General features: G+C 54.9%; 22 protein-coding genes. 4 read left to right on the top strand and 18 right to left on the bottom strand.

The features are described 5' to 3' along the window. The first annotated feature begins 11 nt into the window (after positions 1 to 11). Positions 12 to 1877, top strand: coding sequence for a 1-deoxy-D-xylulose-5-phosphate synthase (gene dxs, locus J2X14_RS13500; protein WP_352411709.1), 1866 nt, complete (start codon positions 12 to 14; stop codon positions 1875 to 1877). 62 nt (positions 1878 to 1939) lie between these two features. Here dxs and J2X14_RS13495 read toward each other — a convergent pair whose 3' ends face one another. The 8 genes from J2X14_RS13495 to nrdR form a co-directional block, all read right to left on the bottom strand. Continuing rightward, complete coding sequence (locus J2X14_RS13495) at positions 1940 to 2617, bottom strand: type 1 glutamine amidotransferase domain-containing protein (RefSeq protein ID WP_352411708.1); 678 nt, start codon at positions 2615 to 2617, stop codon at positions 1940 to 1942. A 104-nt stretch (positions 2618 to 2721) separates the two neighbouring features. Beyond that, positions 2722 to 3327 carry a TetR/AcrR family transcriptional regulator gene (locus J2X14_RS13490; protein WP_352411707.1) on the bottom strand — a complete coding sequence of 202 codons (606 nt, stop codon included), beginning with the start codon at positions 3325 to 3327 and terminating at the stop codon, positions 2722 to 2724. Between the two features lie 115 nt (positions 3328 to 3442). Next, on the bottom strand, positions 3443 to 3949 hold the full coding sequence (pgpA, locus tag J2X14_RS13485; protein WP_352411883.1) for a phosphatidylglycerophosphatase A: 507 nt from the start codon (positions 3947 to 3949) through the stop codon (positions 3443 to 3445). Continuing rightward, positions 3930 to 4907 carry a thiamine-phosphate kinase gene (gene thiL / locus J2X14_RS13480; RefSeq protein WP_352411706.1) on the bottom strand — a complete coding sequence of 326 codons (978 nt, stop codon included), beginning with the start codon at positions 4905 to 4907 and terminating at the stop codon, positions 3930 to 3932. The genes pgpA and thiL overlap by 20 nt, the downstream gene beginning before the upstream one ends. 57 nt (positions 4908 to 4964) lie before the next feature. Beyond that, a complete protein-coding gene (gene nusB / locus J2X14_RS13475) occupies positions 4965 to 5384 on the bottom strand; it encodes a transcription antitermination factor NusB (RefSeq protein ID WP_085067732.1) in 420 nt (139 codons plus the stop codon). 19 nt (positions 5385 to 5403) lie between these two features. Then, positions 5404 to 5874, bottom strand: a complete 471-nt coding sequence (gene ribH, locus J2X14_RS13470) for a 6,7-dimethyl-8-ribityllumazine synthase (RefSeq protein WP_352411705.1) — start codon at positions 5872 to 5874, stop codon at positions 5404 to 5406. A gap of 89 nt (positions 5875 to 5963) precedes the next feature. Continuing rightward, the gene (gene ribD, locus J2X14_RS13465; protein WP_352411704.1) at positions 5964 to 7070 is read right to left on the bottom strand and encodes a bifunctional diaminohydroxyphosphoribosylaminopyrimidine deaminase/5-amino-6-(5-phosphoribosylamino)uracil reductase RibD; all 1107 of its coding nucleotides are present in this window, start codon (positions 7068 to 7070) and stop codon (positions 5964 to 5966) included. Between the two features lie 3 nt (positions 7071 to 7073). Next, on the bottom strand, positions 7074 to 7523 hold the full coding sequence (gene nrdR / locus J2X14_RS13460; RefSeq protein WP_038627640.1) for a transcriptional regulator NrdR: 450 nt from the start codon (positions 7521 to 7523) through the stop codon (positions 7074 to 7076). Positions 7524 to 7692: 169 nt separating this feature from the next. Here nrdR and J2X14_RS13455 point away from each other — a divergent pair, with 169 nt between their 5' ends. Beyond that, positions 7693 to 8256 (top strand): DUF3251 domain-containing protein, encoded by a 564-nt coding sequence (locus J2X14_RS13455; protein WP_352411703.1) that lies wholly within the window; start codon positions 7693 to 7695, stop codon positions 8254 to 8256. An 84-nt stretch (positions 8257 to 8340) separates the two neighbouring features. Here J2X14_RS13455 and secF read toward each other — a convergent pair whose 3' ends face one another. The 6 genes from secF to queA all read right to left on the bottom strand — a co-directional run bounded on the left by secF (position 8341) and on the right by queA (position 14763). Then, positions 8341 to 9309, bottom strand: a complete 969-nt coding sequence (secF, locus tag J2X14_RS13450; protein WP_352411702.1) for a protein translocase subunit SecF — start codon at positions 9307 to 9309, stop codon at positions 8341 to 8343. 10 nt (positions 9310 to 9319) lie between these two features. Continuing rightward, positions 9320 to 11167, bottom strand: coding sequence for a protein translocase subunit SecD (secD, locus tag J2X14_RS13445; RefSeq protein ID WP_352411701.1), 1848 nt, complete (start codon positions 11165 to 11167; stop codon positions 9320 to 9322). Between the two features lie 27 nt (positions 11168 to 11194). Continuing rightward, positions 11195 to 11527, bottom strand: coding sequence for a preprotein translocase subunit YajC (gene yajC / locus J2X14_RS13440; protein ID WP_352411700.1), 333 nt, complete (start codon positions 11525 to 11527; stop codon positions 11195 to 11197). A 24-nt stretch (positions 11528 to 11551) separates the two neighbouring features. After that, on the bottom strand, positions 11552 to 12676 hold the full coding sequence (gene tgt, locus J2X14_RS13435; protein WP_352411699.1) for a tRNA guanosine(34) transglycosylase Tgt: 1125 nt from the start codon (positions 12674 to 12676) through the stop codon (positions 11552 to 11554). A gap of 331 nt (positions 12677 to 13007) precedes the next feature. Then, a complete protein-coding gene (locus tag J2X14_RS13430) occupies positions 13008 to 13337 on the bottom strand; it encodes a hypothetical protein (RefSeq protein WP_352411698.1) in 330 nt (109 codons plus the stop codon). Positions 13338 to 13692: 355 nt separating this feature from the next. After that, positions 13693 to 14763 carry a tRNA preQ1(34) S-adenosylmethionine ribosyltransferase-isomerase QueA gene (gene queA, locus J2X14_RS13425; RefSeq protein WP_352411697.1) on the bottom strand — a complete coding sequence of 357 codons (1071 nt, stop codon included), beginning with the start codon at positions 14761 to 14763 and terminating at the stop codon, positions 13693 to 13695. A gap of 103 nt (positions 14764 to 14866) precedes the next feature. Between queA and J2X14_RS13420 the strand changes: the two genes are divergently transcribed. Both J2X14_RS13420 and J2X14_RS13415 read left to right on the top strand, forming a co-directional pair. Continuing rightward, the gene (locus J2X14_RS13420) at positions 14867 to 15448 is read left to right on the top strand and encodes an ACP phosphodiesterase (protein ID WP_352411696.1); all 582 of its coding nucleotides are present in this window, start codon (positions 14867 to 14869) and stop codon (positions 15446 to 15448) included. A gap of 105 nt (positions 15449 to 15553) precedes the next feature. Beyond that, positions 15554 to 16816: a mechanosensitive ion channel family protein gene (locus J2X14_RS13415; RefSeq protein ID WP_352411695.1), complete on the top strand. Its 1263-nt coding sequence runs from the start codon at positions 15554 to 15556 to the stop codon at positions 16814 to 16816. 100 nt (positions 16817 to 16916) lie between these two features. On the opposite strand, the gene proY is transcribed toward J2X14_RS13415, so the two are convergent. The 4 genes from proY to J2X14_RS13395 all read right to left on the bottom strand — a co-directional run bounded on the left by proY (position 16917) and on the right by J2X14_RS13395 (position 23013). Continuing rightward, positions 16917 to 18266 carry a proline-specific permease ProY gene (proY, locus tag J2X14_RS13410; protein ID WP_352411694.1) on the bottom strand — a complete coding sequence of 450 codons (1350 nt, stop codon included), beginning with the start codon at positions 18264 to 18266 and terminating at the stop codon, positions 16917 to 16919. 69 nt (positions 18267 to 18335) lie between these two features. Next, a complete protein-coding gene (gene brnQ / locus J2X14_RS13405; protein ID WP_352411693.1) occupies positions 18336 to 19655 on the bottom strand; it encodes a branched-chain amino acid transporter carrier protein BrnQ in 1320 nt (439 codons plus the stop codon). A 402-nt stretch (positions 19656 to 20057) separates the two neighbouring features. Beyond that, positions 20058 to 21161, bottom strand: coding sequence for a cobalamin-independent methionine synthase II family protein (locus J2X14_RS13400; RefSeq protein ID WP_352411692.1), 1104 nt, complete (start codon positions 21159 to 21161; stop codon positions 20058 to 20060). A gap of 451 nt (positions 21162 to 21612) precedes the next feature. After that, positions 21613 to 23013: an RHS repeat-associated core domain-containing protein gene (locus J2X14_RS13395; RefSeq protein WP_352411691.1), complete on the bottom strand. Its 1401-nt coding sequence runs from the start codon at positions 23011 to 23013 to the stop codon at positions 21613 to 21615. Positions 23014 to 23050: the final 37 nt, after the last annotated feature.

The following is a 23050-nucleotide window of genomic DNA, read 5'->3' as shown; positions in this document are numbered from 1 at the left end:
ATGAGTCTCTGATGAGTTTTGATACTGCAAAATACCCGACGCTGGCGCTTGCCGATACCGTGCAAGAACTGCGTAAACTGCCGAAAGAGAAGCTGCCGGCACTGTGCGATGAGCTACGTCAGTACCTGCTGGATAGCGTAAGTCGCTCCAGCGGCCATTTTGCTTCGGGCCTCGGGGTGGTTGAACTGACCGTCGCGCTTCACTACGTCTATAACACGCCGTTCGATCATCTGGTGTGGGATGTCGGCCATCAGGCCTATCCGCACAAAATCCTGACCGGACGCCGCGACCGCATCGGCACCATCCGGCAAAAAAATGGCCTGCATCCTTTTCCTTGGCGCGCAGAGAGTGAATATGACGTGCTGAGCGTCGGCCACTCCTCTACCTCGATCAGCGCCGGACTGGGTATGGCGGTGGCCGCAGGCAAAGAGGGCCAGGGCCGACGTACCGCCTGTATTATCGGCGACGGCGCGATTACCGCTGGTATGGCTTTTGAAGCGATGAACCACGCGGGCGATATCAAAGCGGATCTGCTGGTGATTCTGAACGACAACGAAATGTCGATTTCAGAAAACGTTGGCGCGCTCAATAATCGCCTGGCGCAGATCCTCTCGGGTAAAACCTATGCACGCCTGCGTGAAGGCGGCAAAAAGGTGCTGACCGGTCTGCCGCCGATCAAAGAGCTGGTGAAGCGTACCGAAGAGCACCTGAAAGGCATGGTAGTGCCGGGCACGCTGTTTGAGGAGCTGGGCTTTAACTATATCGGCCCGGTTGATGGCCACGACGTGCTGACGCTGGTGCATACGCTCAGCAATATGCGCGATCTGAAAGGTCCGCAGTTCCTGCATATCATGACTAAAAAGGGCAAAGGCTACGCCCCGGCAGAGAACGATCCTATTGCCTGGCATGCGGTGCCGAAATTCGATCCGGCCAGCGGCGCTCTGCCCAAAAGCTCCGGCGGATTACCCACTTACTCCACCATTTTCGGCGACTGGCTATGTGAAACCGCAGCCGACGACAACAAGCTGATGGCGGTCACGCCTGCGATGCGTGAAGGCTCCGGTATGGTTGGCTTTTCGCGGCAGTATCCCGGCCAATATTTTGATGTCGCGATTGCCGAGCAGCACGCAGTGACCTTTGCCGCCGGGCTGGCTATCGGCGGCTATAAGCCGGTTGTGGCGATTTACTCTACCTTCCTGCAACGCGCTTACGATCAGCTGATTCATGACGTGGCGATTCAGCAGCTGCCGGTACTGTTTGCTATCGATCGCGGCGGTATCGTCGGCGCAGATGGACAAACGCATCAGGGCGCGTTCGACCTCGCTTTCCTGCGCACTATTCCGGGCATGGTCATCATGACGCCCAGCGATGAGAACGAATGCCGTCAGATGCTTTATACCGGCTATCACTATCAGGCGGGGCCAAGCGCGGTGCGTTATCCACGCGGTACCGGCACCGGCGCGCCTATGCAGCCGCTGGCCTCGTTGCCGCTGGGCAAAGGCGTGATTAAGCGCCGCGGCGAAAAGCTGGCTATCCTCAACTTCGGTACGCTGCTGCCGGAAGCGCAGGCGGCAGCCGAGGCGCTGAACGCCACGCTGGTGGATATGCGTTTTGTTAAACCGCTGGATGAGGCGCTGGTGCTGGAGCTGGCAGCCAGCCATGAATCGCTGGTGACGCTGGAAGAAGGCGCTATCAAAGGCGGTGCGGGTAGCGGCGTTAACGAGCTGCTGATGGCGAAGCGCGTTACGGCCCCGGTGCTGAATATCGGCCTGCCGGATCTGTTTATCCCGCAAGGCACGCAGGATGAAATTCGCCATGATTACCAGCTGGATGCCGAAGGTATCCAACAGCAAATCGCCTGCTGGCTGGCGCAATAAGCGCTTCGATTCTTACCCTTAACGCTAAGCTCAGGGAGTCACCTCCCTGAGCTTATCTTCTCTTATGCAAACTGCTTAAGAAGCAGAGCCGCCGTTGCGGCTGAAGAACCGGGATTCTGACCGGTGATCAGCAGTCCATCCTGTACTACGTACGAGCTCCAGTCATCGCCACGCGAGTAAACTCCGCCCAGTTTTTTCAGCTCATCTTCCACCAGGAAAGGCACGATATCTGTCAGCTGAACGCCCTCTTCTTCTGTATTAGTAAAACCCGTTACTTTTTTGCCTGCAACAAGCGGCTGGCCGTTGGCGGCTTTAACGTGACGCAGTACGCCTGGCGCATGGCAAACCAGCGCGACGGGTTTACCGGCGGCGATAAAAGCTTCAATCAGGGAGATAGAGTGCAGGTCTTCGGCGAGATCCCACAGCGGTCCGTGACCGCCCGGATAGAATACGGTATCGAAATCACTCTGGGAGAGGCTGTCCAGACGCACCGTGGCCGCAAGCTGGGCATTTGCCTGGGCATCGTTTTCGAAGCGGCGGGTCAGATCGGTCTGAAACTCAGGTTCATTGCTTTTCGGATCCAGCGGCGGCTGACCGCCCTGCGGCGAGGCCAGGGTGATATTGGCGCCCGCCTCTTTAAAAGCGTAATAAGGCGCAGCCAGCTCTTCCAGCCAGAAACCGGTTTTACGGCCGGTATTACCCAGTTGGTCATGTGAGGTCAGTACGATTAATACGTTCATGGTATCTCTCCTGATTAGATTAACTTCTTTTAAAGTAGACCGGTCGTCTTGAAATCACGCCTAAAAAAACGCCGCGTGGGCGCTTTTTTAATTGTGCTAACCGGTTAAACGGTCATGTTCAGTAAACGTCTGGTCGTTGCCATGGCGGTATCAAAGGGTTGAGTATCACGCATAATTTTTACCATGACGCTTGAACCCAGCCAGAGCTGATACAGACTCTGGGCCATCATCTCAGGCTCGCCTTCTGGCTGTAGCGAACCGTTCTGCACACCTTCTTTAATGACGCCGGACAAAAGCCGGATAATGCCAGCGGTGCCGCGCTTAAGCGATTCGCGCATCGCTTCCGACAAATCGGCTACTTCCGCCCCGAGTTTCACCGCCAGGCATTTCCCCTGGCAGTTTTCGAATGACTGATTATCCTGCCACCGGCGAAAATACTCTTGCAGCCGCTGCGGCACCGTCAGATCCTGCCGGGCAAAAAGCGTGGTCATCTCAGTAAGATAATCGTCAAAATAGTAGTCCAGCAGCGCTTTTCCGTAAGCTTCTTTCGAACTGAAATAATTATAAAATGAGCCTTTTGGCACAGAAGCCGCTGTCAGGATTTCGTTCAACCCTACCGCTGAAAACCCTTTTGTCGCCATGGTACGGTAACCCGCATCAAGGATGCTCTGTCGGGTTCCGCTGTTTTTTGCTGCTGATGTTGTGCTCATAGATTAACCCTACACCCAATTAGACCGGTCGTCTACATTTTTTATTATAGCCCGATGCGGCAGTGGGTTTCGTGATCCGGGATACGGAAAAACCAGCTTCGCCGTATTTTCTAAATCAGAATAGCGGCCAGTGATGTCCAATAAACCAGAGCAGCGCAGCGGAGAGGATCCCGGCGACAATATCATCAACCATGATGCCCATCCCGCCTTGTACGTTGCGATCGAACCAGCGGATCGGCCAGGGTTTCCATATATCCAGCACGCGGAAAACCACAAACCCCGCCAGCACCCATTGCCAGCTATTAACCGGGATCGCCATCAGCGTAATCCACATGCCGATAAACTCATCCCAGACAATACTGCCGTGGTCGTGAACGCCCATATCTTTAGCGGTACGGTGGCAGAGATAAACGCCGATACAGATACCGAACATCACCAGCAGCGAATAGATATCCGCCGGTAAAAAGGTCATCAACCACCAGAAAGGGATCGCGGCCAGCGATCCCATGGTGCCTGGCATCCACGGGAACAGGCCGCTACCGAAACCGGTCGCCAGCAGATGCCACGGGTTGCTCATGCGTAGGCGGCTCTTCGCCAGGTATTTATCGCGCGTCAAAATGATCGAATCCTTTCAAATTAAATGTCGTTGGCTGACCGTCCTGCAACAGCACCAGCCCTTCCGATTCCGGCGCCAGCTGACCGATACAGGTATAGGGCACGCCCAGGCGGCCCAACGCAACATCCAGCGCGCCACGGTTGATTTCCGGCACGGTAAAGCAAAGCTCGTAATCTTCGCCACCGCTTAATGCCCAGCGCAGCGCCTGTTCCGGCGCGAAATGATCGCGCAGCACGGCAGAGAGCGGCAGTGCATCGAGATTCACGCGTGCGCCGCATTCGCTGGCCTGCAAAATATGACCCAGGTCGGAAATCAGACCGTCAGAAATATCAATGGCGGCGCTGGCGAGGTTACGCAGCGCCTGCCCCTGCAAAATGCGCGGCATTGGACGCAGATGGCGCTTAATCAGCGCCTCATGCACCACGGGATCGGTAATACGCACCCGATGCTGCAACAGTGCCAGACCGGCAGCGCTGTCGCCCAGCGAACCGGTAACATAAATCCAGTCGCCTGGACGCGCGCCGCTGCGGCGTAAAGCGCGGCCAACCGGCACCAGGCCGTGAATACCCAGCGTCAGGCTACGCGGCCCGCGCGTGGTATCGCCGCCGATCAATTGCATATCGTAATAATCGAGCAGTTCAAACAGGCTATCGCTAAACGCTTTCAGCCAGGCTTCATCAACGTCCGGCAGCGTAAGCGCCAGCGTCAGCCAGGCGGGATCGGCACCCATGGCGGCAAGGTCGCTGAGATTGACCGCCAGCGCCTTATAACCGAGATCGGCAGGATGGATATCGCGCAGAAAGTGGATGCCTTCCACCAGCGTATCGGTACTGATGGCCAGGGTCTGCTTTTCCGGCACGTTCAGTAACGCGCAGTCGTCGCCAATACCCTTTTCCACATCGCGACGTGAGCTCGTCACGCGGTTAAAATAACGCGCGATCAGTTCAAATTCGCCACATGACATAATGAAATTCCGCTGTACCAGAAGAGAAAAGGCCGGAAATCATCCGGCCTCGATTGCTTATTTTTTGTTGGGGCGGATTTGCGGAGCGGCTTTATCCAGCACGCCGTTAACAAACTTATGGCTGTCTTCAGCGCCGAATACTTTCGCCAGCTCGATACCTTCGTTGATCGCCACTTTATAAGGCACATCGCTACGCTTGCTCAGCTCATACAGAGAGACGCGCAGAATGGCTTTTTCTACCTGGCCCAGCTCTTCCAGCTGACGCGACAGGTAAGGCTTCATCAAACCGTCAAGGTACGCGCTGTTGGTCGCAACGCCAGCCAGCAGCTCGCGGAAATAGTTGATATCAACGTCTTTGACATCCTGTTCCGCGAGAAACTGATATTCGATATCAGCAATGTCATTATTGGACAACTGCCAGGAATAAAGCGCCTGGACAGCACACTCACGGGCGCGGCGACGAGCAGCAGGTTTCACAAAAATCCCCTTACAAAAATCAGGCTTTAATGGCTTTCAATACGTTAATCATTTCGAGCGCGGTCAGTGCGGCTTCCGCACCTTTATTGCCCGCTTTGGTACCAGCGCGTTCAATAGCCTGCTCGATATTTTCAGTGGTCAGGACGCCAAAGGCGACCGGGATGTCGCTGTTCATAGCGACGCTGGCAAGACCTGAACTGGCCTCACCGGCAACATATTCAAAGTGTGCAGTGCCGCCACGAATAACGGTGCCCAGGGCAATAACCGCATCGTGTTTTCCGGCATTAGCAACGGCGCGAGCCGTCATCGGTAATTCATAGGCGCCCGGCACCCAGATAACGGTGATATTTTCTTCTTTCACCTGACCAATGCGTTTCAGTGCATCGATCGCGCCATCCAGCAGGCTCTCATTGATGAAGTTGTTGAAACGCGCAATGATAATCGCGACTTTCGCGTCCGGCGTAGCAACAGCAGCTTCGATAATTTTCATAATTTTCCTTTCAGGGTTCTTATTGGCCCCGCAGGGGGGCGGATTCTATCACACTCTTTCGCACTCTGCTTCCGCTTTTCCGCAGGGCGTTAAACCGGCCTGAGCGTCAGGCGGAGATCCGGGCCAACCTGACGTACATCGCTGAAGCTAAACAGCGGCGCATCATGCAGCGCGCTCAGTCCCGGTAAGGCGCACAGCCCGCGGGCGCTATCGCCCAGCAGCTTAGGCGCCAGATAGACAATCAGCTCATCCACCACGCCTGCGGTTAACAGCGCGCCAGCCAGCTGAGCGCCCGCTTCGACCCACACCTGATTGATCTGCTGCTTACCCAACATCATCATCAGCGACACCAGATCGAGCTGGTTATCACGCGGCGGCACCTGTAGCTGCCGCACCGCCTGCGGCCAGGGCTGCTGATCATCCGTTTGCAGGCGCGCCAGCCAGGTTTCCCCCGGCTGATGCAGCAGGCGATGCTGTGGCGTCACCCGGTTCTGGCTGTCGATAATCACCCGCACCGGCTGGCGTAAATTTTCCTCGCTATAGTGCGCCTGCGTGGCGGCGCCCAGCTCATCCCAGCGCACCGTTAGCGCCGGATCGTCAGCCAGCACGGTCGCGCTGCTGCTGAGGATAGCTGAACTCAGCGCGCGCAGGCGCTGCACATCGCGGCGCGCCTCGGGCGAGGTTATCCACTGGCTTTCACCGCTGGCCATCGCCGTTTTACCATCCAGCGACGCGCCCAGTTTTAACTGTACAAACGGAAAGCCGGTACGCATACGTTTCAAAAAACCGCGATTCAGCGCTTCGGCTTCCGCCATCATCAGCCCGTGGCTCACCGCGACGCCCGCCTGCTGCAGGCGATAAAGCCCGCGTCCGGCGACTTCAGGATTAGGATCCTGCATGGCGGCCACCACCCGGCTAATGCCAGCGGCAATCAGCGCCTCGCAGCAGGGCGGCGTACGCCCGTAATGGCTGCAAGGCTCTAAGGTGACATAAGCGGTCGCGCCGCGTGCCCGCTCGCCCGCCATGCGCAACGCATGCACCTCCGCATGCGGCTCACCGGCGCGCTGATGCCAGCCTTCGCCCACGATAACGCCATCACGTACGATCACGCAGCCGACGTTGGGATTAGGCGTAGTGGTAAAACGACCGCGGCGCGCCAGTTCCAGCGCTCGCGCCATATACTCTTCATCACGCATAGCTTAATCCTGTAAACGGGCGATCTCTTCGCCAAATTCACGAATATCTTCAAAGCTGCGATAGACGGAGGCGAAACGGATATAGGCGACCTTATCGAGCTTTTTCAGCTCATCCATCACCAGGTTGCCGATCATTTTGCTGGGGATTTCGCGTTCGCCGGTGGCGCGCAGCTGGGTTTTGATATGACTAATGGCGTTTTCAACGGCATCGGAGCTGACCGGACGCTTTTCCAGCGCCTTAACCATCCCGCTGCGCAGCTTGTCCTCATTGAACGGCTCGCGTACATCGTTGCTTTTAATCACGCGTGGCATCACCAGTTCCGCCACTTCGAAAGTGGTAAAACGCTCATGGCAGTCCAGGCATTGACGGCGACGACGCACCGACGTGCCTTCGCCAACCAGACGGGAATCAATCACTTTGGTATCCACGGCGGAACAGAATGGGCAATGCATGACATATCCTGATTCTTCACGAAATTAAACCTTAGTGTACCCTGAAGCCCCTGACAACCAAAGCCTCAGCGGGCGGGCAACGCATTTTTCTGTGCGCCTCGCGCGCTTTTTCGCCCTCCTGCGCGCTTTCACCTAAGCTTGTTAATAAAGCATTAAAAGGAGAGTGAAAATGAAAAAGGGTCTTTTGCTACTGCCGTTACTGACCGCGACGCTGCTTAATGGCTGCGCGGCCCCTTCCCCGGCAAAAAATCAGGCGCTGCACGGCGAAATTAATCAGCTTAATCAGCAGGTCAATCAGTTGACCCGGCAGGCCAGCGCGCTGGAGCGGCAGAACCAGCTAAACAGCCACTCTAATCAGGGCGCATGGCTGCTACCGGCGGCTAATACGCGCGCTGAGCTAAAAAGCCAGGTTGGGCCGCTGATGCTGACGCTCACGCGCATTGAGCCGGAAGCGAGCGGCTCGCGCGCCCTGCTGACGCTGCGTTCAGCGGACGATCGTCCTTTGCAAAACCTGCGTATGCAGGTGGAATGGGGCGAACTGGATAGCGCCACCGGCAAACCGCTAAGCGCGGGTGCGCTGTCGCAAACCATCGAGGTGCGTAATACGCTGCTGCCAAAAGCTGAGCAGCCGGTTCCGCTGCGTTTGAGCGGCCTGTCGCCACAGCAGTTGGGTTACGTGCGGGTTCATGAGATCGCGCCGCTGGATCCAACGGCAGCCGGTGAAGCCCGTTAACCGCTCGGTCACGGGCAAGCCCGAGGTATCGCAAACGTGAAAAAGGCCGCTGACGCGGCCTTTGTTTAGCTGACTACCCTTGCCTTACGGCAGAATCGAAGGCTGGTCAGCGCCTTCTTTCTCGACTTTCTGCTGAAGCATATGTTCACGCTTCATGCCCAGCTTCAGCGCCAGCGCGGAAGCCACGTAGATAGAAGAGACCGTACCAATCGAGACGCCGATCAGCATCGTTAACGAGAAGCCTTCCAGCAGCGCGCCGCCGAAAATAAACAACATCAGTACCACCACCAGCGTGGTCGCTGAGGTCATAATGGTGCGGCTTAGCGTCTGCGTCAGCGAGACGTTGACGATTTCATAAGGCGTTCCGCGACGGATCTTCCGGAAGTTCTCGCGAATACGGTCGGAAACCACGATGCTGTCGTTCAGTGAGTAACCGATCACCGACATCAGGGAAGCGACGATGGTGAGATCGATCTCAATGTGAAACAGCGCCAGAATGCCGAGCGTAATGACCACGTCATGCGCCAGCGCCAGCACCGCGCCGAGCGCCAGACGCCACTCAAAACGGAAGCCGACGTAGATCAGGATGGCGATCAGCGCCACCAGCAGCGCCATGCCGCCCGCCTGCGCCAGATCGCTACCGACGCTGGGACCGACAAACTCAATGCGCTTCACGGTGGCGTTTTGACCGGCGGCCTGGTTAATCACCGAAACCACTTTATTACCCAGCTCTTGCCCCGCGTTGCCAGCGTTCGGCGACAGACGGACCATAACGTCGCGACTGCTGCCGAAATTCTGTACCTGCGGTTCAACGAAGCCTGATGTTTCCAGCGCGCCGCGCAGCGTATCCAGCTCGGCGGGTTTTTCCAGGGTAATTTCAATTACCGTACCACCGGTAAAATCGAGCCCCCAGTTAAAGCCACGCACGCCCATGATCACCACAGAGGCGATCAGCAGCAGCCCGGAAAGGGTAAAGGCCAGCTTGTCCCAGCGCATAAAGTCATGGACTTTACGGCCGTAGTTTAATTGTTCAACACTATATTCCTGTGCCACAACCTACTCCTCAGATAGACAGCTTGTTGACGCGTTTGCCGCCATACAACAGGTTAACAATGGCACGCGTACCAACAATGGCGGTGAACATCGAGGTTCCCACACCAATGGCCGTGGTGATGGCAAAGCCCTTAATCGAGCCGGTGCCAACCGCATACAGGATAATCGCGGTGATAAGCGTGGTGACGTTGGCATCGATAATACTGGAGAACGCGCCTTTATAGCCTTCATGAATCGCCTGCTGAATGGTGCGCCCATTCTTCAGCTCTTCTTTGATACGCTCATTTATCAGCACGTTAGCATCCACCGCGACCGCCAGCGTCAGCACGATACCGGCAATGCCCGGCATGGTTAAGGTGGCGCCCGGCAACAACGACATAATGCCGACAATCAAAATCAGGTTGGCAACCAGCGCGGTGGTAGCGATAACGCCGAACTTTTTATAGTAAACCACCATAAACACGATCGACGCGATCAGGCCCCACAGGCAGGCTTCCAGACCCTGAGTAATGTTCTGCTGCCCCATAGTCGGACCGATAGTACGCTCTTCAACGATCTGAATCGGCGCAATCAATGCACCGGCACGCAGCAGCAGCGAAAGCTGACGCGCTTCGTTCGGATTGTTGATACCGGTAATACGGAAGCTGTTGCCCAGACGCGACTGAATATTCGCTACGTTGATCACCTCTTCCTGTTTCACCAGGATCGAGCGCCCGTTAGCATCTTTCTTGCCGCTGTCTTTATATTCAACAAACAGCGTCGCCATCGGCTTACCAATATTATCTTTGGTAAAGGTCGACATCATATTGCCGCCCGCGCTATCGAGCGAAATATTTACCTGCGGCTGATTATACTCATCGGTGCTGGAGGTAGAGTCGGTGATATGGTCACCGGTGAGGATCACACGTTTGTACAGCACAACCGGCTGGCCTTCACGCGTTTGCTTCACTTCCGAATCGCCCGGCACGCGGCCTTTAGCCGCAGCGCTGGCATCGACCACTGTGTTAACCAGACGGAATTCCAGCGTTGCCGTAGCGCCCAAAATCTCTTTCGCGCGCGCGGTATCCTGAATGCCCGGCAGCTCAACCACGATACGGTCGGCACCCTGACGCTGCACCAATGGCTCAGCAACACCCAGTTGGTTAACGCGGTTACGCAGGATATTAATGTTCTGCTGAACAGCATATTCGCGCGCTTCACGCAGGCGCTCATCGCTCATAACCGCACGCAGCAGGTTATCGCCACGGCTGCTAATCACCAGATCGCGATGACGGGTTGACAGGTAGCTAACGGCATTGTCACGCGCATCGCCGTCACGGAAGCGGATTTCCACGCCGTAATTTTCGATTTTACGGACGTTGGTGTAAGCGATGCCTTTATCACGCAGATCGCTGCGCAGGCTGTCGGTGTTCTGCTCCTGCAGCTTACCGAGCGCGGTATCCATATCCACTTCCATCAGGAAGTGTACGCCGCCGCGCAGATCCAGACCCAGCTTCATCGGCTGCGCCGCCAGCATCTCCAGCCATTTAGGCGTGGCGGGTGCCAGGTTAAGCGCGACGACATAATCTTCACCCAGCGTGTTCATCAGCGCTTCACGGGCGCGCAGCTGCACATCCGTATTGGCGAAACGCGCCAGAATGGCACCCTGCTCCAGCGCAATAGATTTGCTTTGAATATGCTCTTGTTTTAATACGTTTTGGATCTGGTCCAGCGTTTGCTCACTGGCGGCGCTTCCGCGCGCGCCAGTGATTTGAACAGCCGGATCCTCTCCATACAGGTTGGGAAGCGCATACAGCAGACCGACGGCAAGCACCACGATCAGCATAATGTACTTCCACAAAGGATAACGGTTTAACACGGCAGTTCCCTTAGGGAAAACAAATAATTACAGCGCCTTCATCGTACCTTTCGGCAGGACGGCAGCCACGAAATCACGTTTGATAACCACTTCATTGTTATCGTTAAGCGCGATAGCAATATAGCCCGTGTCAGCGACTTTAGTGACGCGTCCTACCAGACCACCGGTGGTCAGCACTTCGTCGCCTTTGCCGATGGAATCCATCAGCTTCTTATGCTCTTTCGCACGTTTTTGCTGCGGGCGCAGGATCATAAAATAGAAAATCAGGCCAAAGACCGCTAACATAATGACCATCGTGTAGGGGCTTCCCTGCGACGGTGCGCCAGCTGCTGCCACTGCGTCAGAAATGAAAAAACTCATTAACTTTCCCTCATTGTTTAATTATCAATCGTTTAGTGGCGGAACCGCTTTGCCTTTCCGCGTATAGAATTCATCGACGAAGCTCGCTAATTTACCTTCTTCAATAGCCTGACGTAAACCCGCCATCACGCGCTGGTAGTAACGCAGGTTATGAATGGTATTCAGACGCGCCCCGAGTATTTCGTTACAACGATCAAGATGATGCAAGTAGGCGCGGCTGTAATTGCGACAGGTGTAGCAATCACATTCGGCATCCAGCGGCGACGTATCATCTTTATGTTTGGCGTTGCGGATTTTAACCACGCCGTCCGTCACAAACAGATGGCCGTTACGCGCGTTACGCGTCGGCATCACGCAGTCGAACATATCGATGCCGCGACGTACGCCTTCCACCAGGTCTTCCGGCTTGCCGACGCCCATTAAATAGCGCGGCTTATCTTCCGGGATCTGCGGGCAAACATGCTCCAGAATACGGTGCATATCTTCCTTTGGCTCACCTACCGCCAGGCCGCCCACAGCGTAACCATCAAAGCCAATATCCACCAGCCCTTTGACAGAGACATCTCGTAAATCTTCGTAAACGCTGCCCTGAATAATGCCGAATAGCGCATTTTTGTTGCCCAGCTTATCGAAGTGGTCGCGGCTGCGTCGCGCCCAGCGCAGCGACATCTCCATCGAGCGTTTGGCATAATCCCAGTCCGCCGGATAAGGGGTACATTCATCAAAGATCATCACGATATCCGATCCGAGATCGTACTGGATCTCCATCGATTTTTCGGGATCAAGGAAGATCGCATCGCCGTTGATCGGATTACGGAAATGCACGCCCGCTTCGGTGATTTTACGGATATCGCCAAGGCTGAAGACCTGAAAACCGCCGGAATCAGTGAGAATCGGGCCATGCCACTGCATAAAATCGTGCAGATCGCCATGCAGCTTCATGATCTCCTGGCCCGGACGCAGCCAAAGGTGAAATGTGTTGCCCAGCAGGATCTGCGCGCCGGTATCCTTGACCTCTTCCGGGGTCATGCCTTTTACCGTGCCGTACGTGCCTACCGGCATAAAGGCCGGGGTCTCTACTACGCCACGATCAAAAACCAGACGACCACGACGCGCGCGGCCATCTTTTTTATCTAATTCAAACTTCACGTTGCCTCCATCAGAGAAACAGTCTGATGATTGATGAAAAGGAGCGCATTCTAACAACCGTGGAAGCCGCTATACAAGCCAGCCAGCGCGTCATGCGTTTATCACGCGTTGCAGATTTTTGCCTTTCTGTACCAGTCTCATGACACAAATCTGACACAGCGGCACATTTTAACATGCAAAGCCCTGGTAAAGGTCACAAACCCTTGTATGTGCCAAATTTGTCGCTCCTCCTGCTCAGCACCTCTGCCATTGCGCGTTCTGTCTAAAAGCGCAGCGCTTAAATAGCAGGTGTAAAAAAGACCCGCCGGAGCGAGCCTGAATAAAAAATTAGTTATCTTTCAGGAATAAACCATCGCGCAAATTTCATTAATAATTCTACCGTACCAAAAACCGTCATTATTATCACAAAAAATCTGGCTATATCGCAGGGTATTACGCTTAACCAGCTTTGCGGGGTGACGTGTGAGGAACTGAGAAATGCCCATCCTAAAAAAACACCCGGAATGATAATAATATTTCGCAGGTGATATTTTGTATTACCAGGTACATTGCGCGCCATAATCCCCCCCGCTGTTACTGCGACCGCCCCCACTATGCCCCCAATACCCTTCCCAGCCGCCGTTGCGGCTGGCCCCAGTAACCTGTCGTAATTCTTTTTCATTTAATATTCTCATGATGAAATCCTTGTCGATTAAATACTATAAATGCCCCGTAAATATCATCACAACAATTAAGTCAACGTTTGGCACCTGTCAAAATAGAAAATGGAAACTAATAATTAAAAATCACTCAATATATTCAATGAGTCGTTTTTAAATCAGCACCAATAATTACGCCACGCAGAAAAAATTTATTTACTCACTTAACATTGGTGTGCTTCACAGAATAAAAGGGAGTGCGTGCAGGCGTTAGCGGACATAGATAAAATGGAACGCGTTAATGGCGCGGAAGACGTTAGCGAGCGGGAGAAGGATACAGGGTTAATATCACGGCGCCGCAGCTGCGGCGCCGGTTAATCAGGCGCCGACTTTTTCGTCCAGCGCCTGGGGATTGCGGGTAATAAACATCGCATCGCCATAGCTGAAAAAGCGATACTGCTCGGCTACCGCTTCGCGATAGGCGTTCATGGTATGGCGATAACCGGCGAAAGCGGAAACCAGCATAATCAGCGTCGATTCCGGCAAATGGAAATTGGTAATCAGCGCATCAATCACCTGGTAGCGATAGCCGGGATAGATAAAGATTTGGGTATCGTCGAAGAAGGGCGCAATCAGCGAATCCTGTGCCGCCTGCGCTGCGCTCTCCAGCGATCGCACCGAGGTGGTGCCCACGGCAACCACGCGATTACCGCGCGCCTTACAGGCTAACACTGCATCCACCACTTCCTGCGGTACTTCCGCATACTCGGAGTGCATGATGTGATCTTCAATGCTGTCAACGCGCACCGGCTGGAAAGTCCCCGCCCCCACGTGCAGCGTGACAAAGGCCATCTCGACGCCTTTCTCGCGCAGCGCGGCCAGCAGCGGCTCGTCGAAGTGCAGACCGGCGGTCGGCGCGGCAACCGCGCCCGGCTTCTGACTGTAAACCGTTTGATAAAGCTCGCGATCGGCCTCTTCGTCGGGACGATCGATATAGGGCGGCAGCGGCATATGGCCGATAGCGTTGAGAATATCCAGCACGCTACGCGCATCGTCGAATTCGATTTCAAACAGCGCATCGTGACGCGCCGTCATGGTCGCGCGTACGCTCTCATCATCGCCAAACAGCAGCGCTGCGCCCGGCTTCGGCGCTTTCGAGGCGCGTACGTGCGCCAGCACACGCTTATCGTCCAGCATGCGCTCGACCAGCATTTCGATCTTACCGCCGCTGGCTTTACGCCCGTAAACGCGGGCCGGAATCACGCGGGTGTTATTAAACACCAGCAGATCGCCGGGATTGAGCTTATCCAGCACATCGGTAAATACGCCGTGGCTTAATGCGCCATCGGGACCGTTCAACGACAGCAGCCGACATCCGCTACGCTGTGGCTGCGGATAGTGGGCAATTAATGATTCAGGTAATTCAAAAGTAAAATCAGCGACGCGCATGCTACATATCTTACGGCTAACAAACAGGCGGCCTAGTTTAGCGGAAAAGCGGGAAATTCTGAACTGTTACCCGGTAACCATTCTGTTAGCGTATACTGCCGGGATGAACTTTCTTGCTCACCTTCATCTGGCCACGCTGGCCAATAGCTCGCTGACAGGCAATCTGATGGCGGATTATGTGCGTGGCGACCCGCTATTGCAGTGGCCTGCCGATATCGCTGCCGGTATCGCGCTGCACCGCCGCCTTGATGCCCTTACCGATTCCCTGCCCGAGGTGCTGAGCGCCAAACGGTTGTTTCGTCCCGAAACGCGTCGGGTGGCGCCTATTACGCTGGACGTGGTGTGGGATCATTTCCTGTCGCGTCACTGGCAGCGTATTGAATCCGATCTGCCGCTGCCGCTGTTTCTGGCACGCGCGCAGGCGCAAATCGCACCGATGCTGGCGCAGACGCCAGACGGTTTCCAACGCCTCAATAGCTATTTATGGCGTGAGCGCTGGATGGAACGCTACGCGGAAGCTGATTATTTGCAGCAGGTGTTACGCGGCATGGCGGCGCGGCGTCCGCGTCTGGCGGCGCTCGCCGATTCCTGGCAGGATTTTCATGATAACTATGCGGCGCTGGAAACCTTTTTCTGGCAGTTTTATCCGCAATTAATGGCGCGCGCCGCCGCACAACAGCTCTAGCGCTTTCCTCTCGCGGCCGTTATGGTATTTCTGACGGCCCGCCCCGTTCCGCACGGCTGCGGAATTTCATTTTTTCAGGACAAGCCTTACTCTCAGGGAGATTACATGCAACATCAGATTCTTTTTTGGCTTCATCGTTTCGATGTGCCTTACGCCACGCCGCTGTCGCTGGCGATAGTTATCGGCATTGTTTTACTGGTTTCATTAATTGCTCACCTGCTGCTGCATCGGGCCGTATTGCCGATGCTGAAACGCCGCGCCTACGCGTCACATCAGCAATGGCCGAAATCGTTAATCGATAATTATCTCTTTAACCGCTTTGCTTTATTACTACAGGGCGTGCTGCTGAATATCCAGACCGACCTGTTTTTAGCCAACAGCGAGCCGCTGCATGCCGTTTTGCTGGTGGTGTCGCAGGTCTGGATGATGCTGTTCCTGCTGCTGATGCTCTTTTCGCTGTTGGATATTCTGCTGGAGCTCTCCGCTAACAGCGCCCTCGCCCGCCAGCTGCCGCTGCGTGGTATTTTTCAAAGCATCAAGCTGGTGGCGGCGATTCTGTTCGCCATTATGATCATTTCCGTGCTGTTAGGTAAATCGCCGCTGGTATTGATTACCGGCCTGGGCGCGATGACCGCCGTGCTGATGCTGGTGTTTAAAGATCCGATTCTGGGCCTGGTGGCCGGCATTCAGCTCTCGGCAAACGACATGCTCAAACTGAACGACTGGCTGGATATGCCTAAATATGGCGCAGATGGCGCGGTGATTGATATCGGGCTGACCACGGTGAAAGTGCGCAACTGGGACAACACCATCACCACCATTCCAACCTATGCGCTGATCGCTGACTCCTTTAAAAACTGGCGCGGCATGTCGGAATCGGGCGGACGCCGCATCAAACGCAGCATTAATATCGATACCACCAGCGTACATTTTCTCAGTCACGATGAGCTGGCGCAGCTTCAGCGCGCGCAGCTATTAACGCCCTATATCAAACAGAAAATTGTTGAAGTGGAGCAGCATAATGCCCGTTTAGGCTGCGATTTAGACACGCCGCTCAACGGTCGCCATCTGACCAATATCGGCACGTTTCGTGCCTGGCTGGAAGCCTGGCTGAAAAGCCATCCGCAGATTCATCAAAACATGACATTAATGGTGCGTCAGCTGGCGCCCGGTTCCGACGGGCTGCCGCTGGAGATTTACGTCTTCACCAACACCACGGTATGGGTGGAATATGAACGTATCCAGGCTGATATTTTCGACTATATCTATGCGGTGCTGCCCGCCTTTGGCCTGCGCGTTCATCAAACGCCGACCGGTCATGATTTACGGGGGCTGGCGATGAATACGGACAAGGACATCCGCCATTAACCTACGCGATCGCCGCTGAATGTCAGGGCGGCGCTACCTGCCGTAACCGCAATAAAAAAGCCGCATCACTGCGGCTTTTTTCATGGTGCTGACTTGCTGCTTACTGACGACGTACCAGCTTGTAGCCCGCCAACAGCAGCACTATCCAGATAGCGCCGACATAGAGTGAAACGCGGGTATCCGGGAAATAACCAATCAGGCCGATAATAAAGACCAGGAACAGCACGCCAACGATGGCGGTATAGCTGCCGCCCGGCAACGCAAATTTCAGCGCCTGCGCCTGTTGCTTACTCAGGGTGCGGCGGAAAGCGATCTGTGAGCAGAGGATCATAATCCACACCCAAACGGTGGCAAACGTCGCCAGCGAAGCGATGACCAGGAACACTTTCTCCGGCATCAGATAGTTCAGATAGACCGCGATCAGCATCGCCAGCATCATCACCACTACCGTTACCCACGGAATGCCGCGCTCGGAAACCTTCATAAACATCTTCGGCGCGTGACCCTGCTGCGCCATACCGTGCAGCATGCGCCCTACCCCGAAGACATCGCTGTTAATCGCCGACAGCGAGGCCGTCAGCACCACGAAGTTCAGAATCGATGCCGCGGCGGCAATGCCCAGATGCTGGAAAGTCAGTACAAAGGGGCTGCCCTGCGTACCCACCTGGTTCCACGGATAGATGGACATAATGACAAACAGCGTGCCGACGTAGAACACCAGAATACGCCACGGCACCGAGTTAATCGCGCGCGGAATCGATTTTTCCGGATCTTCCGCTTCCCCGGCGGTGATGCCGATAATTTCGATGCCGCCATAGGCGAACATCACCATCTGCAGCGACAGCAGCATGCCGACGATGCCGTGCGCAAAGAAGCCGCCGTTGGTCCACAGATTATGAATGCCGGTTGGCTGACCGCCGTTGCCGATTCCCCAGATAATCATGCCGAGGCCCGCCGCGATCATAATAATGATGGTGGCAACCTTGAAAAAGGAGAACCAGAACTCGACCTCGCCAAATACTTTAACGCTCATCAGGTTGACCGCGCCGATCACCAGCACCACGCTCAGCACCCAAATCCAGTGCGGCACGTCGGGGAACCAGACGCCCATATAGATGCCAAACGCGGTCACGTCGGCAATGGCGACAATCAGAATTTCAAAGCAGTAGGTCCAACCGGTGATGTAGCCCGCCATTGGGCCGAGGTAATCCTGCGCGTAGCGCGAGAAAGAGCTGGACTGCGGATTGTTAACGGACATTTCGCCCAGCGCACGCATAATAATGTAGGCTACGGCGCCGCCGATGACATAGGCCAGCAGCACGCTCGGCCCGGCCATTCTTATCGCATCGGCAGAGCCATAAAACAGCCCGGTCCCAATCGCCGACCCCAGCGCCATAAAACGAATATGGCGTGTGCTCAATCCCCGTTTGAGCTTGTTGGTTTCTTGCATAATGACATCTTACCTGTGGAAATGAAAAACCACGGGCATGCCCGTGGTTAAGACCGAATTGTATCAGGTTTAATGATGCGCTCTGACTCGCTCTTGCCCCATCATGCGGTCGGCTACTACCGTGATGATCAGCATAACCAGCGAAGGCGGCAGCCAGGCAAGCCCTTGCTCAGCCAGCGGCAGGTGCTGGCTGAAAGCGGGCAGCACATCGTTAAAGCCGGTGCTTTTAATCGCGTCGATGATACCAAATACCAGGCTAACAAGCATGGTTGGCGCAACAATCCGCGTGCTTTTATTCCACCAGTTGAGAGTAAAGCTCAGCACAATCAGTACGATACACGGCGGATAGATAGCTGTCAGCACCGGAATCGAGATCTGAATTAAATGGCTCAGACCCAGGTTGGAGACCACCATGGAGAACAGGCCAAGAATAAATACCAGCGTTTTATAAGAAAACGGCAGATATTGCGCAAAGAACTCAGCGCAGGCGCAGGTGAGACCCACCGCCGTTACCATACAGGCGATAAAGATCAGCGCTGCCAGGAACAGGCTGCCCATTCCGCCGAAGGTATGCTGTACATAGGCGTGCAGGATCGCCGCGCCATTGGCATTCTGATCGGCCAGCGCACCGCTGCCGGAACCCAGTTTAAACAGGCTCAGATAAACCAGCGTCAGGCCCACACCGGCAATCAAACCCGCCAGAATGGTATAACGCGTCAGCAGGCGCGCATCATCCACGCCGCGTGAACGCGCAGCATTAACGATAACGATGCCGAACACCAGTGCGCCCAGCGTATCCATGGTGAGATAGCCGTTAACAAAACCGCTGGAGAAGGCGGCGTTCTGGTAAGCATCGGTCGCCGGAATGTGGCCGCCTGCGGGCCACAGCAGCGCCGCCACGCCCAGAATAAACAGCGCCACGATTTTCAGCGGTGCCAGAATATGCCCCACGGTATCCAGCAGTTTGCCCGGATAAAGGGAAATACCGATCACCAGCGCGAAATAGATCAGGCTATACACCAGTAGCGGCATTGCGCCATCGCCCGTCAGCGGCGCGATACCGATTTCAAAGGAAACGGTGGCGGTACGCGGCGTGGCGAACAGCGGCCCCACGGCAAGATAACAAACCGTGGCCAGCACAATACCGGCTGCTTTGCCAATCGGCGTGCTGAGCGCATCAATACCGCCGCCGACGCGTGCCAGCGCAATCACGGTAATCACCGGCAAACCCACTGCGGTAACCAGGAACCCAAGCGCCGCTGTCCAGACATGTTCGCCTGACTGCAAACCAACCATGGGAGGGAAGATGATGTTGCCTGCGCCAACAAACAGGGCAAAAGTCATAAAGCCCAGCGCAATGATGTCTTTCGACGTTAAACGATGTGTCATAAAGCTGAATTGCCTGCTACTGATGTTGCGGTGGATGTTGTGTGAATGCCTACTGCACCCCTCTACGCTAACATGCTGTCGAGATAAACAATGGTTGAAATAAAACCGGTTTTCGACGGCAAACGCAGTGATATGAGCTGATTTTATTCTTTTCACGAAGGAAAACCGCGGTAAGCGGCATAAGTAAAACGTTTATAGCGGCGAAAGGCAATACGGGATCGGAAAAGCAGAGTGATATAACGAATATAAGCGCCAGACCAGAGAATCACTTCAAACTATGCCCCAAGCACATTACATGATGTGACTTTTTTTCCACCGACACGGCGTTATTTTCTTCATTAAAAGCAGACTTAACGGATAACAGGCGCGTTTTACGCGCCTGTTTGCCTAAATTTACGCCAGTTACCAGACGTTTTTCGCGATATCGACCACCAGGCGCAGTTTATCCCACTGCTGCTGTTCGGTGAGGTTGTTGCCTTCCTCGGTAGAGGCAAAGCCGCACTGCGGACTGAGGCAGATTTGATTGATATCGATATACTGCGTCGCTTCCTCAATACGCGCCTGCACGCTTTGCGGATCTTCCAGCTGCCCTTCTTTCGTGGTAATCAGCCCTAATACCACCTGCTGATGGCCTGGCTTAATAAAGCGCAGCGGTTCGAAGCCGCCGGAACGCGCATTGTCATATTCCAGGAAGAAGGCATCGATATTTACGCCGCCAAACAGAATCTCAGCGACCGGCTCATAGCCGCCTTCAGAGATCCAGGTGGAGCGGAAGTTACCGCGGCAGACATGCAGCCCAACGGTCAGGTCGGCTGGCTTGTCTTCCAGCGCTTTGTTCAGCACGCGCGCATAGGTTTGCGCCAGTTCTTCCGGGTCATCGCCGCGTTCACGAATCTGACGTTTCTGATCTTCTGAACAGAGGTAGGCCCATACGGTGTCGTCCAGCTGCAGATAGCGGCAGCCTGCATCATAAAAGGCTTTGATCGCATCGCGGTAAGTCAGCGCCAGATCGTCGAAATAGTCCGCCAGGTCGGGGTAGACCTCGGCATCGATCATTTTACGGCCGCCGCGGAAATGCAGCACGCTCGGGCTGGGGATGGTCATTTTCGCCACCGCATCGCCGCTGATGCTGTTCAGGAAGCGAAAATCTTCCAGCATCGGATGATCGCCGAAGCCCAGTTTGCCGGTGACGCGTACGCCGCGTGCTTTGGTCTGGATGCCGTTGAACTGAATGCCCTGCTCCGCCTCGTAGCGTTCCACGCCCTGCAGACCATCAAAGAAATCAAAGTGCCACCAGGCGCGACGGAATTCGCCATCGGTGACCACCTGTAGGCCGCTGGCGAGCTGCTGCTCCACCACATGGCGAATTTCTTCATCTTCTACACGGCGCAGCGCGGCGGCATCAATTTCACCTGCGGCAAACTGCTCGCGCGCCTGTTTGATGGCTGCAGGGCGTAAGAAACTGCCAACTACGTCGGCACGGAAAGGGGCGGTTGTTCTTTGCATGGTGTTCAACTCCTGTCACGAGGCGATCCCGCCCCGTTGATTTACCGATGAAATAGTTTCAGATTTTTATTTTAAGACTTCTGGACGTCTAAATGTCTGAGCGCAGATTCTCATGACTTTTGTTCAACGGCAAGGGAGGAAAATTCACGATGCATGAAGGAAATTCATGTTTACCGCTGAGCGGAAGATATGTTGAAAGTTTATATATGTGCGGCAAGAGACGAGTTTGCCGCGCGGTTCTTTATTTTCATTACGCTTTGAGGGGCTTAACGTACTACCTTGATTATCAATATTTTTACTTATACGCTCGCCGTGTGCGATTTCAGGAAGTGTGCCTACAGCCATAATCTGCTTTATACAGAGCATGTTAAACGGCAAAAAATATACTTTCATGATTGGTCAGGAGTACTCAACTCCCGACCAATTCAATTATTAATAAATATCAACTTGCCTAATTTAAACTTAATTCCTTATACGATCTTTGTACTAATTCCGGATGACGCTGAGCAAATGAATATATTTTATACGGATGTCTCACTACACCATGCGGGATATTATATGCGCCTTCGTAGCCTATCATCAGAGCTTGCGCAACCATATCAGCACAATTATTATGCAGAAGACTATAGGACGGGGTAGGTCCCTGAACCGGCAACCCGTTTATGGTCAAGCGTTTTCCTGAACTACCACTTAGCGTTAAACCTTCCCACCAATCAACTATAGCCTTTGTATTTAAATTTTTAAATTCAATCACATAATTTAAAACAGAGCTTTCACTAGCTATATCTCTACCTACTGTAGAGGCATGCCCCATGACCTTTTTAAATATACGTTTCCCGTATAGCTCGCCAAGCTCAGGCCACCAGCTGATATATGTTTTTTGGTGCATAGCATTACCTGGTATACTCAAGGCTGCATGCCCTATTCTACCTTTTGCAGTGGTCCATATATAAGCTGTAGCCTTACCCTGAGCCTGAACATTATGAACCGCTTTTTTAGCTGCGCTGCGAGCGCCTTTCCAAATGCTGCGCCCAACGCTCGCCATACCCACCACGCCCGCGCCCAGCGACACCCAGCCCAGCACCTCTGACGCCTGTGGACTGCTGTCCTCCAGTGCGCCGCTGACGATGCCCGTTACGTCCGCAATCACACCTGCCACACCCGCAACCAGCGACACCGCCGACGCCGAGCCTATCGCCGCCGCCACCGCGCCCGCCGTCGTCAACGCCGCACCGGTCGCAATGCCCGCCGTCACCGCCGTGCCTATCGCTGCCGCCACCACCGACAGCCCGGCCGTAAACACCGCACCCAAGATGCCCAGAATGCCCAGCCCAATTCCCAGGCCGCCCACCCAGCTGATATGCCCTGACGGATCGGTGAAGTTCACCGGGTCGCCCGCACAGTAGGCATAAGGGTTGATGCCACCGGCCCCGAACGGGCTCAGGCTGTCCGGGCAGTTAAAGCGCATTAGCACCGGATTATAGGCGCGGTAGCCGTTTCCCAGATGATAAGCCCCGCTTAGCGGGTCCGCCCGCTCGCCGTTGAAGCCCGACAGCTCGCCCGCATCTTCGCCACTGCCATAAGGCGACCAGCCGTGCAGCTGCCCTTCCTGCTGCCCGCTTTTACGTGACCACAGCAGGCTGTCATTATGGTCGCCCGCCGTCAGCGTCAGCTCCGCACCGTTGCTCACCCCCAGCGTGGCGTGGCCGTTTTTAATCAACCGCAGCAACCGCCCCTGCTCCGCCAGCAGCTCATTCACCCGCTCCGCGCCGCGGTAATAAAAGCGACGGCCGAGTGGAATAACGGAAGAAAGTTCGGAGCTGGTATTCTGTAATGCAAATTCAGTATTCATAATAAAATCCTTTTCTTTTGATGTAATTTGTTAGTAA

The organism is Mixta sp. BE291 (assembly GCF_031457955.1).
Lineage (GTDB): Bacteria > Pseudomonadota > Gammaproteobacteria > Enterobacterales > Enterobacteriaceae > Mixta.
The sequence above is the reverse complement of the archived record's forward strand: the minus strand, read 5'-3'. Positions and strand labels throughout refer to the sequence as shown.